General features: G+C 64.7%; 13 protein-coding genes. 8 read left to right on the top strand and 5 right to left on the bottom strand.

Going from position 1 to position 12,742, the window contains the following annotated elements; all coding sequences use genetic code 11:
* Positions 1-49 precede the first annotated feature (49 nt).
* From XW59_RS03140 to XW59_RS03130, 3 genes are read left to right on the top strand one after another with little or no spacing between them, the layout of a single operon-like run.
* Positions 50-709, top strand: a complete 660-nt coding sequence (locus XW59_RS03140) for a YggS family pyridoxal phosphate-dependent enzyme (RefSeq protein ID WP_047145609.1) — start codon at positions 50-52, stop codon at positions 707-709.
* A 39-nt stretch (positions 710-748) separates the two neighbouring features.
* Complete coding sequence (locus XW59_RS03135; RefSeq protein ID WP_348639291.1) at positions 749-1,117, top strand: DUF1508 domain-containing protein; 369 nt, start codon at positions 749-751, stop codon at positions 1,115-1,117.
* Positions 1,117-1,527, top strand: a complete 411-nt coding sequence (locus XW59_RS03130; protein ID WP_047145608.1) for a type II toxin-antitoxin system VapC family toxin — start codon at positions 1,117-1,119, stop codon at positions 1,525-1,527. The genes XW59_RS03135 and XW59_RS03130 overlap by 1 nt, the downstream gene beginning before the upstream one ends.
* Before the next feature lie 5 nt (positions 1,528-1,532).
* On the opposite strand, the gene XW59_RS03125 is transcribed toward XW59_RS03130, so the two are convergent.
* Complete coding sequence (locus tag XW59_RS03125; RefSeq protein ID WP_047145607.1) at positions 1,533-2,441, bottom strand: LysR family transcriptional regulator; 909 nt, start codon at positions 2,439-2,441, stop codon at positions 1,533-1,535.
* 122 nt (positions 2,442-2,563) lie between these two features.
* On the opposite strand from XW59_RS03125, the gene XW59_RS03120 reads away from it, so the two are divergent.
* Positions 2,564-3,763, top strand: a complete 1,200-nt coding sequence (locus XW59_RS03120) for an MFS transporter (RefSeq protein ID WP_047145606.1) — start codon at positions 2,564-2,566, stop codon at positions 3,761-3,763.
* A 157-nt stretch (positions 3,764-3,920) separates the two neighbouring features.
* Positions 3,921-4,955, top strand: a complete 1,035-nt coding sequence (locus XW59_RS03115; RefSeq protein ID WP_047145605.1) for an aldo/keto reductase — start codon at positions 3,921-3,923, stop codon at positions 4,953-4,955.
* 81 nt (positions 4,956-5,036) lie between these two features.
* Here XW59_RS03115 and XW59_RS03110 read toward each other — a convergent pair whose 3' ends face one another.
* Positions 5,037-5,309: an usg protein gene (locus XW59_RS03110; RefSeq protein WP_047145604.1), complete on the bottom strand. Its 273-nt coding sequence runs from the start codon at positions 5,307-5,309 to the stop codon at positions 5,037-5,039.
* 305 nt (positions 5,310-5,614) lie between these two features.
* Between XW59_RS03110 and acs the strand changes: the two genes are divergently transcribed.
* The gene (gene acs, locus XW59_RS03105) at positions 5,615-7,570 is read left to right on the top strand and encodes an acetate--CoA ligase (protein WP_047145705.1); all 1,956 of its coding nucleotides are present in this window, start codon (positions 5,615-5,617) and stop codon (positions 7,568-7,570) included.
* A 48-nt stretch (positions 7,571-7,618) separates the two neighbouring features.
* On the opposite strand, the gene XW59_RS03100 is transcribed toward acs, so the two are convergent.
* From XW59_RS03100 to XW59_RS03090, 3 genes are all read right to left on the bottom strand, one after another.
* Positions 7,619-7,840 carry an excalibur calcium-binding domain-containing protein gene (locus XW59_RS03100; RefSeq protein ID WP_047145704.1) on the bottom strand — a complete coding sequence of 74 codons (222 nt, stop codon included), beginning with the start codon at positions 7,838-7,840 and terminating at the stop codon, positions 7,619-7,621.
* 382 nt (positions 7,841-8,222) lie between these two features.
* Entirely contained in the window at positions 8,223-9,545 is a 1,323-nt protein-coding gene (locus XW59_RS03095) for a TadE/TadG family type IV pilus assembly protein (protein ID WP_052958138.1), read from the bottom strand.
* A gap of 387 nt (positions 9,546-9,932) precedes the next feature.
* A complete protein-coding gene (locus XW59_RS03090) occupies positions 9,933-10,157 on the bottom strand; it encodes a DUF1674 domain-containing protein (protein WP_047145603.1) in 225 nt (74 codons plus the stop codon).
* 102 nt (positions 10,158-10,259) lie between these two features.
* Here XW59_RS03090 and htpX point away from each other — a divergent pair, with 102 nt between their 5' ends.
* Together htpX and XW59_RS03080 are read left to right on the top strand one after the other, a co-directional pair.
* Positions 10,260-11,264: a zinc metalloprotease HtpX gene (gene htpX / locus XW59_RS03085; protein WP_047145602.1), complete on the top strand. Its 1,005-nt coding sequence runs from the start codon at positions 10,260-10,262 to the stop codon at positions 11,262-11,264.
* Positions 11,255-12,655: an RsmB/NOP family class I SAM-dependent RNA methyltransferase gene (locus XW59_RS03080; protein WP_047145702.1), complete on the top strand. Its 1,401-nt coding sequence runs from the start codon at positions 11,255-11,257 to the stop codon at positions 12,653-12,655. The genes htpX and XW59_RS03080 overlap by 10 nt, the downstream gene beginning before the upstream one ends.
* Positions 12,656-12,742: the final 87 nt, after the last annotated feature.

The raw sequence follows: 12,742 nt of genomic DNA, 5'->3' as shown, positions 1-12,742 counted from the left end.
GCGTCAACCATATGGGCATGGCAGAGGCCAAAAACAGCAGGAATGAGACATGGAAGACGCGGTTTCGCGCCTGGAATCGGTAAAGTCCAACATTTCGAAGGCGGAGGTCGCGGCGCGCGCGGCAGGCACTGTCACGCTCGTCGCCGTCTCGAAGACCTTCGACGCCGACGCGATCCGGCCGGTCATCGGGGCGGGCCAGCGCGTCTTCGGCGAGAATCGCGTCCAGGAGGCACAAGGCAAGTGGCCGGCGCTCAGGGCCGAATTTCCCGACATCGAACTGCATCTGATCGGTCCCCTGCAATCCAACAAGGCGAAGGAAGCCGTCGCGCTCTTCGACGTGATCGAGACCGTCGACCGCGAAAAGATCGCCGCCGAAATCGCCAAGGAGATCGCCAGGCAGGAAAAGGCGCCGCGGCTCTACGTCCAGGTCAATACCGGTCTCGAGGAGCAGAAGGCCGGCATCGATCCGCGCGAGGCGGTCGCCTTCGTCGCGCGCTGTCGCGACGTGCACGGCCTCGCGATCGAGGGGCTGATGTGCATCCCGCCCTTCGACGAGAATCCGGGACCGCACTTCGCCCTGCTCGAAAAGATCGCCCGCGAGGCCGGCGTCGAGAAGCTTTCGATGGGCATGTCCGGCGACTACGAGACCGCGATCCGGTTCGGCGCGACGAGCGTGCGGGTCGGCTCGGCGATTTTTGGAACGCGCTGAGCGTGGAATGTGCCGTGGTGTCAGGGCAAAACACTTGGTATGATGTGCAGACTTCAAGCAGGAGCACTTCGAATGCAAGGAAAAGCTGCATCTGAAACGGCCGGATCGAACGAACGAGAGCTGGGCAGAGCGCGTTTCGAATTGCTCCGGGACAGGAACGGCCATATCCGCTTTCGCTATGTGTCACCGAACGGCGAGGTCGTCTTCAGGTCTGGGGGATACACTTCGAAGTCGGAAGCCCTGAAGGCGATCGACAGCGTCAAGCGTGGCGTGGGCACCGCAAGCGTCGCTGAAAACAGGCCGACGCTGATCAGCCATATACTTTCCGGACCCGATTGGCCGGAGGAAATGTACGAGGCAGTCAACCGGCGGAGCAAGGCATCCAGCCGGCCACCTATCGATTTCTGATGTATCTCATCGATACCAACACGTTCTCGGATGCCCACAAAGGCGTTCCGGAACCGGTGGCATGGTTGTCGTCGGTAGATTCCGGCTCAGTATACCTAAGCGTGATCACATTGGGCGAGATCGAACGCGGCATTGAAATGGTGCGTGCCAGTAAGCCGGCTAAGGCACGCGAGCTTGAGAAATGGTTGCAAACGCTCAGACAGGAGAATGGCGATCGGATATTGCCGATAACGGAGGATGTCGCCCTCGAATGGGGTAGGCTTTCCGCTCGCCATAGGCGCGGCGAAGCCGATGCGCTGATAGCGGCAACTGCGATTGTCCATGGCCTGACGGTCGTCACCCGAAATATCGCCGATTTCGATGGCACCGGCGTTGCCGTGCTTAATCCATGGTCCGACGCGCCGGCCTGAACGACTCAATACAATCTTGCATGTTCCACTAGAAAATCCAGGAACGCCCGCACCCGCGCCGGCAGGTGCTTGCCCTGGCCGACATAGACGGCATGGGTGACTTCCTGATCGCCGGGATTGAATGATCCCAGCAGAGGCGTCAGCCGCCCCGCCTCGATGTCGGGACCGACATGCCAGCGCGCAAGGCGGGCGATGCCCGCCCCCTCAATCGCCATCCGCCGCATGGCCTCGCCGTCGCTGACCAGCGTGTTGCCTGCCGGATTGATCATGATCGCCTCGCCCGCCTCGTCGATGAACGGCCAGCCGCCGATTCGCCGCACGAAGCAGAAATCCATGAGATTGTGCGAGGAAAGGTCGCGCGGGCTGCGCGGCACGCCGCGCCTTTCGAGATAGGAAGGAGCGGCGATCAGCACCATCGGGCTTTGGCCGAGCTTGCGCGCGATCAGGCTCGATTCGCCGAGCGGACCGGCGCGGATGGCAACGTCCGCGCGTTCCTCCATCAGGTCGATGACGTTGTCGGTCAGCACCAGGTCCACCGCCACGTCCGGATATCGTTCGAGAAAGCGCGGCAGGAGCGGGATCAGCCTGTGCTGGCCGAACGGCACGTAGCTGTTGACACGCAGCCGCCCGCGCGGCGCCGCTCCCGCCGCCGCCTCGCGCTCGGCCGCGAGCATGTCGGCGAGTATGCGCGTGCCGCTTTCGTAGAAGCCGGCGCCTTCCGGCGTGAGCTGCAGCTTGCGCGTCGAGCGGCTCACCAGGCGGGCGCCTAGCCGTGTCTCCAGCCTCGCGATCAGCTTGCTGACGGCGGACGGCGTCATGCGCAGTTCGCGCGCGGCGGCGGAAAAGCTCCCAGCTTCCACCACGCGCACGAACACTTCGATCTCGCCGGAACGGTTGATCTCGGGTCTCGCCATCCGTGAATCTATTTCACAGAAAATGTGCCCTCGGCAAGGCTGGTTCACAGCCGGAAACGTCACGATCTTCTTCGGCGCGGGCGCATCCATCGGCGCCTTCCCTTTATCACGGAGCGCGCCCCATGCCCCTTGCCCTTTATGCCCTCACCGCCGGCGCCTTCGGCATCGGCGTCACCGAATTCGTCATCATGGGCCTTCTGCTCGAGGTCAGCGCCGATCTCGGCGTCTCGATCTCGTCGGCCGGCCTGCTGATATCCGGCTACGCGCTCGGCGTCGTCGCCGGCGCGCCGTTGCTCGGCGCATTCACCGGAAAATGGTCGCGCAAGACCCTGCTCATGAGCCTGATGGTCGTCTTCACGATCGGCAATCTCGCCTGCGCGCTGGCGCCGGACTACTGGACGCTGATGGCGGCGCGCGTGCTCACCGCCTTCGCGCATGCCTCCTTCTTCGGCGTCGGCTCCGTCGTCGCCACCGGCCTCGTCGCGCCCAACAGGAAGGCATCGGCGATCGCGATCATGTTCACCGGCCTGACGGTCGCGAACATTCTCGGTGTTCCTTTCGGCACCTGGCTCGGCCAGGCGTTCGGCTGGCGTTCGACCTTCTGGGCGGTGACGCTGATCGGCATCGCGGCGCTCGCGGTGATCGCGCTGCTCGTCCCGAGGGATGAGCCCGCCGCCGACGAGGAGGCGGACACCGGCGGCGCGCTCGCCGTGCTTTCTCGTCGCCCCGTCCTGCTCGGCCTGCTCACCACGGTGCTGAGCTGGGTCGGCGTGTTCGCCGCCTTCACCTACATCGCCCCGATCCTCACGCGGATCACCGGCTTTTCGGACGCCGCCGTCTCGCCGATCCTGCTGGTCTTCGGCGGCGGGCTCGTGGTGGGCAATCTGCTCGGCGGAAAGCTCGCCGACAGGCGCCTCGTGCCGACCATGCTCGGCAGCCTCGTCGCGCTCTCCGCCGTTCTGCTCGCCATGACCTTCGCGATCCACGATCAGGTTCTGGCGGTCGCGGCCATCGGCCTGTTCGGCGCGGCCGCCTTCGCCACCGTCGCGCCGCTGCAGATGTGGGTGCTGCAGAAGGCCGAAGGCGCCGGCCAAGGGCTCGCATCGAGCTTCAACATCGCAGCCTTCAATCTCGGCAACGCCATAGGTGCAGGGCTCGGCGGTCTCGTCATCGACCACGGACCGGGTCTCGGCTCGGTCACCTGGATCGCCGGCCTCGTGCCGCTGGCAGCCCTGGCCGTTGCGTTCCTCGCGCTGCGCCTCGAAAAACGGGACGGCGAGAGGCTTGCGCCGGCCGCGGTCTGCCCCGATCCGGCCGAGTGAGCCCTTGTCCAGCCTTCAAAGCCCGACCATTCGGTCGAACCGCCTCGACATGGGAACGCTAGCGGTCAGGCCCTGACGCATCCTCATGCTGAGGTGCGAGCGAAGCGAGCCTCGAAGCACGCAAGACACCAGAACCGAAACTCTAGGAGATTTATCCATGGAATATCGACGTCTCGGAGCATCCGGACTGAAGGTTCCCGCCCTCAGCTTCGGCGCGGGCACATTCGGCGGCACGGGCCCGCTCTTCGGCAATTGGGGCAACACCGACGCGATGGAAGCCCGCCGCCTCGTCGACATCTGCCTGGAAGCCGGCGTGAACCTCTTCGACACGGCCGACGTCTATTCCGCTGGAGCCTCGGAGGAGGTTCTGGGCGAGGCGATCAAGGGTCGCCGCGACGAAATCCTGATCTCGACCAAGACCTCGCTGCCGATGGGAGATGGACCTTACGACGCCGGTTCGTCGCGCCCTCGCCTGATCCGCGCGGTGGAGGATGCGTTGAGGCGCCTCGGCACCGACTATATCGACCTCCTGCAGCTTCATGCCTTCGACGCCGGCACGCCCGTCGAGGAGGTGCTTTCCACGCTCGACGACCTCGTCCGGGCCGGCAAGCTGCGCTATGTCGGCGTATCGAACTTCTCCGGCTGGCAGCTCATGAAGTCGCTGGCCGCGGCCGACAGGCATGGCTGGCCGCGTTACGTCGCGCATCAGGTCTACTATTCGCTCGTAGGGCGCGACTATGAATGGGAGCTGATGCCGCTCGGCCTCGACCAGGGTGTAGGCGCGCTGGCGTGGAGCCCGCTCGGCTGGGGTCGTCTCACCGGCAGGATCCGGCGCGACAAGCCGCTTCCAGGGACGAGCAGGCTGCACGAGACGGCGAGCTTCGGCCCGCCGGTCGAAGACGAACTCCTCTACCGCGTCGTCGATGCGCTGGATGCCATTGCCGAGGAAACCGGCAGGACCGTTCCGCAGATCGCCATCAACTGGCTGTTGCAGCGCCCGACAGTCTCCTCCGTCATCATCGGCGCGCGCAACGAGGAGCAGTTGCGCCAGAACCTTGGTGCCGTCGGCTGGTCGCTGACGCCGGACCAGGTGGCGAGGCTCGATGCGGCGAGCGAGACCACCGCTCCATACCCCTACTTTCCCTATCGCCGGCAGGAAGGATTCGCCCGGCTCAACCCACCGGCGGTTTGATCGACCGAAACGCTACCGTCGTCGCGAATAGCCCGACTCAGGATCGGCGGAACGCCTGGCCGCCGCCGTTCCTTGACCGCTTCAATGCAGCACCAGTTCGCCGCTGACATTGCGCCATTCGCTGGGCGAGATCAGCCGCTTGTGGGTGTAGCGCACCGAATGCAGCGGGCCGTCCAGCTTCGCTTGCCAGAAGTCGAGAAAACCGTAAAGCGCCGGAAATTTCGGAGCGAGGTCGTAATGCTGCCAGATGAAGGTCTGCAGGAGGCCGGGGTGGTCCGGCAGCCGGTAAAGAATCTCGGCAGTGGTGAGGCCGTAGCCGCGCAGCATCAGTTCCATTTCGGTTTCGTCGCGCATGGGTCAGATACCTCGTCGAGGTTGCTCCTCCACATCGCCAATGTGCGGTCGTTTTGGTTAACCGTCTATTGAAATCTCCATGGATCACGTGCATTTTACTTTTAAATTCAGCCATTTAGCAGCCGCCTCCGACCACTGCTAGCGGCGACTGGACCAAGCCTGCCGAACGTCTGCGACATCGCGGCCGCTCGAATCCATCGTCTATGTTGTGGCGAGGCGCGGAATGTTAATAATGCGCGCGAATGGCGGCGGTCGTCCGCTTCGCCGGCTGCTTCGGGCTGCCGGCACAGATCCCGGAGGAAAGAATGTCCGATGTAAAGATCCATCGCGTCCAGCCGGCGTGGAAGAAAGACGCGCTGATCGACAACGACACCTATTTGAAATGGTACGACCAGAGCGTGAAGAACCCCGACAAGTTCTGGGCCAAGCACGGCAAGCGCATCGACTGGTTCAAGCCCTACACCAAGGTCAAGAACACCTCCTTCTCCGGCAAGGTCTCGATCAAATGGTTCGAGGACGGCCAGACCAACGTCTCCTACAACTGCATCGACCGCCACCTGAAGAAGCGCGGCGACCAGGTGGCGATCATCTGGGAGGGCGACAACCCCTACGACGACAGGAAGATCACCTATAAAGAGCTCCACGAGCATGTCTGCCGGCTCGCCAACGTGCTGAAGAAGCACGGCGTCAAGAAAGGCGACCGTGTCACCATCTACATGCCGATGATCCCTGAGGCTGCCTATGCGATGCTCGCCTGCACGCGCATCGGCGCCATCCATTCGGTCGTCTTCGGCGGCTTCTCGCCCGACGCGCTCGCCGGCCGCATCGTCGACTGCGAATCGACCTTCGTGATCACCGCCGACGAGGGCCTGCGCGGCGGCAAGGCGATCCCGCTCAAGGAGAACACCGACAAGGCGATCGAGATCGCCGCGAGGAACAAGGTCAAGGTCAAGAGCGTGCTGGTGGTGCGTCGCACCGGCGGCAAGATCGGCTGGGCCGACGGCCGCGACCTCTGGTACCACGACGAGGTCCGTGCCGTTAAGGCTGACTGCAAACCGGAGAAGATGAAGGCCGAGGACCCGCTCTTCATCCTCTACACCTCGGGCTCGACCGGCAAGCCCAAGGGCGTGCTGCACACGACCGGCGGCTATCTCGTCTACGTCTCGATGACGCACCAATACGTCTTCGACTATCACGACGGGGACATCTACTGGTGCACGGCCGACGTCGGCTGGGTGACGGGTCACAGCTACATCGTCTACGGCCCGCTCGCCAACGGCGCCACCACGCTGATGTTCGAGGGCGTGCCGAACTATCCTTCAGCCTCGCGCCTCTGGGAGGTGGTCGACAAGCACAAGGTCGACATCTTCTACACCGCGCCGACCGCGATTCGCGCGCTCATGGGCGCCGGCGACAAGTTCGTGACCAGGACCTCGCGCAAGTCGCTGCGCGTGCTCGGCTCCGTCGGAGAGCCGATCAACCCGGAAGCCTGGGAATGGTATTTCAACGTCGTCGGCAACAAGAAGGTGCCGATCGTCGACACCTGGTGGCAGACCGAGACCGGCGGCATATTGATCACGCCGCTTCCCGGCGCGACCGATCTCAAGGCGGGCTCGGCGACGCGCCCCTTCTTCGGCGTCCAGCCGCAGCTCGTGGACAATGAAGGCAAGGTGCTCGACGGCGCCGCCGACGGCAATCTCTGCATCGCCGATTCCTGGCCCGGCCAGATGCGCACCGTCTATGGCGATCACGAGCGCTTCGTGCAGACCTATTTCTCGACCTACAAGGGCAAGTACTTCACCGGCGACGGCTGTCGGCGCGACGAGGACGGCTATTACTGGATCACCGGCCGCGTCGACGACGTCATCAACGTCTCCGGCCACCGCATGGGCACGGCCGAGGTAGAATCCGCCCTCGTTTCCCACGACAAGGTGTCGGAAGCCGCCGTCGTCGGCTATCCGCACGACCTCAAGGGCCAGGGCATCTACTGCTACGTCACGCTGATGAACGGCGTCGAATGGTCGGATAACCTGCGCAAGGAGCTGGTCACCCACGTACGCAAGGAGATCGGCCCGATCGCCGCGCCCGATCTCATCCAGTTCGCGCCCGGCCTGCCCAAGACCCGCTCGGGCAAGATCATGCGCCGCATCCTGCGCAAGATCGCCGAGGATGATTTCGGCGCGCTGGGCGACACGTCGACGCTCGCCGATCCCGCCGTGGTCGACGACCTGGTCGCCAATCGGCAGAACAAGAAGAAGTGAAGGCGCCAGGGGCTTCCACACAGGTGGAAGCCCCGCATGCCTTCCATTTTAGCAGCCGATCTCTTCTCGGATGCGGTCCACTTCTTCCTTGCTCGAGCAGACGTTCTCGCAAGGAATGCCGTCGCCATCCCCATCCGCACGCCGATAACCGCCGCACCAAAGCTCCACCGCCTCCTCGCAGGAGCTCACTTGCTTGCAGGAGCGCGCTCCTTGAGCGAGTTGAACCGGGCCGGATTGCACCCATCGCGGTTCGTCATGGAACCCCGTCATTGCAAATGACGTCGATGCCTGCGTCGTAACGACAAGCATCATCGACAGCGTGTTCGCAAACCTGCCCATCTCAGCCCCCAAATACCCGGCGACACGTTAGCGGACGCACGACCGACAACAAAGGCCCTTGCGCCGCGGCGCGAAACACCCCACCTTGTGGTCGTGTTCAACGAACTGAAAGGAGGTGATCCGATGTCGAGTGATTCCATGTTCCTGAGCGTGGCCCCGGCGGATCGTCCTTTCGGGAAGCATTCTTCCTGACAGGCGCGTGACGCGCGGCCGGCAGCCTTGCTGCCGCCACGAGGCCGCGCCGCGAACGGAAACACGGGGGCCATCCTTTTCGGATGGCCCTTTTCCTTTGCGCGGCGGGAGACGCCGCCGGCTATCTGGTCAGTGCCAGGCGCTCGATGTTGCGGGCGATTTCCTGGAAGGCGGCGTCGAGTTCCTCGCCTGTCGCCGCCTCGTAATAGTGCTTGATTCCGCCGCTGTCGGGCGTTGCGCAATTGCGCATCACCGCTTTCGCATTCGCCTTCAGCATGAATCCGACGGTGAATATCTCGATGCCTTGCTTGCGCATTTCGGAGCAGAGCCGTTCGGCATAGGAGCGCGATTTCGACGCTTGGTCGCGAACATTCTGTCCGTGGGTGACGTCGGCAAAAGCCGTATTGAACTCGCCGTCAGTCATCAGAATCGCATATTTGGCGACCGCCTTCGGATCATGAGGCTGGGGGCGCGCCGACGCAGGCAGCACGCTCGCCCATTGTGGCGAAAGCATGTACCAACTCCATTGTATTCCGATCTGCCCTGCGGTGTGTCCGTTCGCGGTGAAGCCATCGATCACGGCTTTCAATGCGGCTTGATCGGCAGAGAGCGGCCGTAGGGCGGCCGTGGGACAGAACTCCAGGCGATAGTCGCGATTGACCATCGCGGTGTAGGGGTCGGCATCCGTAAATTGCTGCCTTCCTTCACGGTCCGTGGCGCATCTGTCGGGACCGCCGCCGGCTACCGCCTTGGGATCGCTTGCGCTTGGCGGTTCCGCCTCGGAATTTCGGTTCCGCTCGACATAGACGTAATTCGAGAGCGAGCCCGTGTTCACCGCATCCGCATAAGGCACGATCGCGACGCGCACACGCGGGTCGGCCTGATTCTGTCCGACCAGAAACGCGTCGACCGCATTTTTGGCCGCCGTCTTCAGGTCGCGGATCTTCTGACCCTGCATCGAACCCGTCACGTCCAGCATCATCGCCACCTCGATCTTCTTGTCCGAGTAGAGCGCGGCTGAATCGGTGGTGATGCGCTGGCGGTTCAGCGTGCCGAAGAGCGGGAAGGCCACGTCGACCACCACGCTCGCCTGCGCGGAAACCGTGCTTGCGACCCTGTCTATGACGACGCTGTCGAGCGTGACGCGACCGGGGCCGGCAAAGGCGCGGTCGCCATTGGCCAACAGGAATGCCTCGACGATCGTGCGGGCATCCTTCTCCTCGATCTTGCCGGTCGTCAGGTCGCGCGCCGTCGAGGTGACGGCGGCGTCGAGCGCCGCGAGCAGGTTGGACTTGGCGTGATAGAGTTGCGCGGTGTTGAGTGCGTAGCCCGCCGACAGCGCCAGCACCGAGGCGACGACGCCCATCATCACCGCGAAATTGCCCTCCGTCGAGCGGACGAAACGCGCCGCGATCCTCCGGAGGCTACCTCTCATTGCCTGCATGACATGTCTCCCTTCGCGACAGCCCCGCACTGTCGGAAACACACCTGCAGATTGCGGGCCGCCTCCGAACGAAAGTGCGGCCTTTTATTAGGAACAACTCTAACAAACTGTTTTCGAATAATTTTCGCGCTTGGGATGGTTAAGCGCTTATGAATCGTCGCAACCGTGTTGCCCCGTTCACATCGCGCGGCAGGTTACGCCCTTGCCCAATGCCGGAAATTTCCCGAAGCGGGACAGGCCGGCCGTCCCGTTTCGGCACCACCGCTCATTTCGGGACAGGCCCAAGGCCCTTGCGATAGGCGCGCCGCCCTCATATCCCGCACCATGGCAAGTGTGAGCAGCGCGGCGGCCGCTTCCTCGCCTTCGACGGCAGCGCCGTAGAACGCCTCAGAAGTCGCTGGCCATGCCCTTGACCTCCCAATCGCCGTAGCGGGCCGGATCGTTTCCGCCACGCCCGCCAAGTTCCCTGGGCAGGGCCGCTTCCTTCTTCAGCGCTTCGGCGCGGCGCGCCTCCGCTTCCGCCAGCGCCCGTTCGGCGGCGGGCGAAAGTTTCCTGGCGCGCGGCTCGGCGACTTCGTCTATCGTGGGTGTCTCGTCGTTGCTGCTGGTCATGCGTGCACTGCCGGAATATTGAAACCGCGGTTCATGGTTACCATCATATAAGCCAATGCACCGGCCGGATCGACCCGGCCGGCCTCGAAACCGGAGCTGTTAATGAATCTTGTCCGCACTGCCATGCTTCTGGCGTTCATGACCGCGCTTTTCATGGGCGTCGGCTATCTGATCGGCGGATCGGGCGGAATGACGATCGCCTTCCTGATCGCCGCCGGCATGAACATCTTCAGCTACTGGAATTCCGACAAGATGGTGCTGCGCATGCACCATGCCACCGAGGTCGACGAGCGCAGCGCGCCGGAATATTACCGCATCGTGCGCGATCTCGCCGCGCGCGCCAGCCTGCCGATGCCCAAGGTCTATCTGATCGACAACCCGCAGCCCAACGCCTTCGCCACCGGCCGCAACCCGCGGAACGCGGCCGTCGCCGCCACCACCGGCCTCCTGAGCCGTCTCTCGCCCGAAGAGGTCGCCGGCGTGATGGCGCATGAGCTCGCCCATGTGCAGAACCACGACACGCTGACCATGACGATCACCGCCACGCTCGCGGGCGCGATCTCCATGCTCGGCAATTTCGCCTTCTTCTTCGGCGGCAATCGCGACAACAACAATCCGCTCGGCATCGTCGGCGTGCTCGTCGCCATGATCGTCGCTCCGCTCGCCGCGATGATGGTGCAGATGGCGATCAGCCGCACGCGCGAATATTCCGCCGACCGCCGCGGCGCGGAGATCTGCGGCAACCCGATCTGGCTCGCCTCCGCGCTCGACAAGATCGCGCGCAGCGCCAAGGCGATCCACAATCCCGATGCCGAGCGCAACCCCGCGACCGCGCATATGTTCATCATCAACCCGCTTTCGGGCGAGCGGATGGACAATCTGTTCTCCACCCACCCGAACACCGACAACCGCATCGCCGCCCTCCAGGCCATGGCCGCCGAGTTCGGCACGCCGCGGCAGGATCACGCGCCCTCGGCTGCCCCGCAAGGCCCGTGGAGCCATGGTGCCGGCCGCGCAGATGCGCCCAAGCCCCGCGAGCAGCGGCCGAGCCCCTGGGGCAACAACCCCACCGGACCGCGCAGCGGTCGCAAGGGTCCCTGGTCGTGAACGCCGGCACGCCGGCTGCCGCAGGAAACCGCAACGCTCGCACCCGAAAGCAACATGCCTCCCCCGGCGATGACATTGCCGGACTGCAGGCGCGTCGCACCGCGGCGCGCCTTCTCGGCGCGGTGGTGGATGCGGGCACCTCGCTCGACGGGCTCACCGACCACGATCACGGCCATCCGCAATTCCTCGCGCTCGACATGCGCGACCGCGCGCTGGTGCGGGCGATCCTCGCGACGGCGCTGCGCTTCCGCCGCACGGTCGAGGCGCTGATCGTCGCACGCCTCGACCGCCCCCTGCCGGCCAACGCGCATTCGCTGAGCCACATCCTGCATGTCGCGGCGGCGCAGATGCTGTTCCTCGACATTCCCGACAGCGCGGCCGTCGACCTCGCCGTCAGCCATGCGAAGTCCGACCCGCGCACCGCGCGCTTCTCCGGCCTCGTCAATGGGGTGCTTCGCGAGATCGCGCGGCGCAAGGAGCGCGCCCTGCCGGCTGCGCTCGCACAAACCGTCGAAGCCCCCGACTGGTTCGCCGCGCGCCTGCGCGCCGCCTATGGCGACGACGAAACCGCCGCGATCCTCGAGGCTCACCGCGTCGAGGCGCCGATCGACCTGACCGTGAAATCCGATCCAGCCGGCTGGGCGGCGCGGCTCGGCGGCATCGTGCTGCCGACCGGCAGCGTGCGGCTCGAAAGGCTCGATGGGCCGGTCGCCGAACTGCCCGGCTTCGCCGAGGGCGAATGGTGGGTACAGGACGCGGCGGCAAGCATTCCGGCGCGCATGCTGGCAGACGTGTCCGGCCTTCGCGTCGCCGATCTCTGCGCCGCCCCCGGCGGCAAGACCGCGCAGCTTGCCCATGCCGGCGCGAAGGTCACCGCGCTCGACCTCTCCGCCAACCGCGCGAAGCGGCTCGCCGCGAACCTCGACCGGCTGAAGCTCTCCGCCGAGATCGTCGTCGCGGACATGGCGAAATACCAGCCCGAAGCCCTCTTCGACGCGGTGCTGCTCGATGCGCCCTGCTCTTCCACGGGAACGGTGCGCCGTCATCCCGACGTGCCTTGGACCAAGTCGCCCGAGGACATCTCCAAGCTCGCCGCGCTGCAGCGCCGGCTGCTCGACCAGGCGGTGAAGCTGGTCAAGCCCGGCGGGCTCGTCGTCTTCTCCAACTGCTCGCTAGATCCGGAGGAGGGCGAGGCGCTCTACGACACCTTTCTGGCGGAGACGTCGGACGTAATTCCGGTTCCCGTCGCGGCGGACGAATTTCCCTTCTCGCCGGATTTCCGTGCCGCGCACGGTGCGCTGCGCACGACACCCGCGGGCTTCGCGAACGCCTCGCCGCGGCTCTCCGGACTCGACGGATTCTACGCCGCGCGCATGCGAAGGACGGGGTGAAACCCTTCCGCCGATATTTCGCCTTCGCACAAACTCTTGAATCATCTAAGCTATTCCCGAAGGTCGCGTCGGGGCGACGCGGCAAGG

It is taken from the genome of Aquamicrobium sp. LC103, assembly GCF_001014615.2.
Taxonomy (GTDB): Bacteria; Pseudomonadota; Alphaproteobacteria; order Rhizobiales; family Rhizobiaceae; genus LBCQ02.
This window is presented reverse-complemented; position numbering and strand designations above follow the sequence as displayed.

What these genes read in the sequence shown, in the direction of transcription:
- XW59_RS03140 (WP_047145609.1), top strand. Translation starts at nt 50, where the DNA reads ATGGAAGACGCGGTTTCGCGCCTGGAATCGGTAAAGTCCAACATTTCG.
- XW59_RS03135 (WP_348639291.1), top strand. Translation starts at nt 749, where the DNA reads ATGATGTGCAGACTTCAAGCAGGAGCACTTCGAATGCAAGGAAAAGCT.
- XW59_RS03130 (WP_047145608.1), top strand. Translation starts at nt 1,117, where the DNA reads ATGTATCTCATCGATACCAACACGTTCTCGGATGCCCACAAAGGCGTT.
- XW59_RS03125 (WP_047145607.1), bottom strand. Translation starts at nt 2,441, where the DNA reads ATGGCGAGACCCGAGATCAACCGTTCCGGCGAGATCGAAGTGTTCGTG.
- XW59_RS03120 (WP_047145606.1), top strand. Translation starts at nt 2,564, where the DNA reads ATGCCCCTTGCCCTTTATGCCCTCACCGCCGGCGCCTTCGGCATCGGC.
- XW59_RS03115 (WP_047145605.1), top strand. Translation starts at nt 3,921, where the DNA reads ATGGAATATCGACGTCTCGGAGCATCCGGACTGAAGGTTCCCGCCCTC.
- XW59_RS03110 (WP_047145604.1), bottom strand. Translation starts at nt 5,309, where the DNA reads ATGCGCGACGAAACCGAAATGGAACTGATGCTGCGCGGCTACGGCCTC.
- acs (WP_047145705.1), top strand. Translation starts at nt 5,615, where the DNA reads ATGTCCGATGTAAAGATCCATCGCGTCCAGCCGGCGTGGAAGAAAGAC.
- XW59_RS03100 (WP_047145704.1), bottom strand. Translation starts at nt 7,840, where the DNA reads ATGACGGGGTTCCATGACGAACCGCGATGGGTGCAATCCGGCCCGGTT.
- XW59_RS03095 (WP_052958138.1), bottom strand. Translation starts at nt 9,545, where the DNA reads ATGCAGGCAATGAGAGGTAGCCTCCGGAGGATCGCGGCGCGTTTCGTC.
- XW59_RS03090 (WP_047145603.1), bottom strand. Translation starts at nt 10,157, where the DNA reads ATGACCAGCAGCAACGACGAGACACCCACGATAGACGAAGTCGCCGAG.
- htpX (WP_047145602.1), top strand. Translation starts at nt 10,260, where the DNA reads ATGAATCTTGTCCGCACTGCCATGCTTCTGGCGTTCATGACCGCGCTT.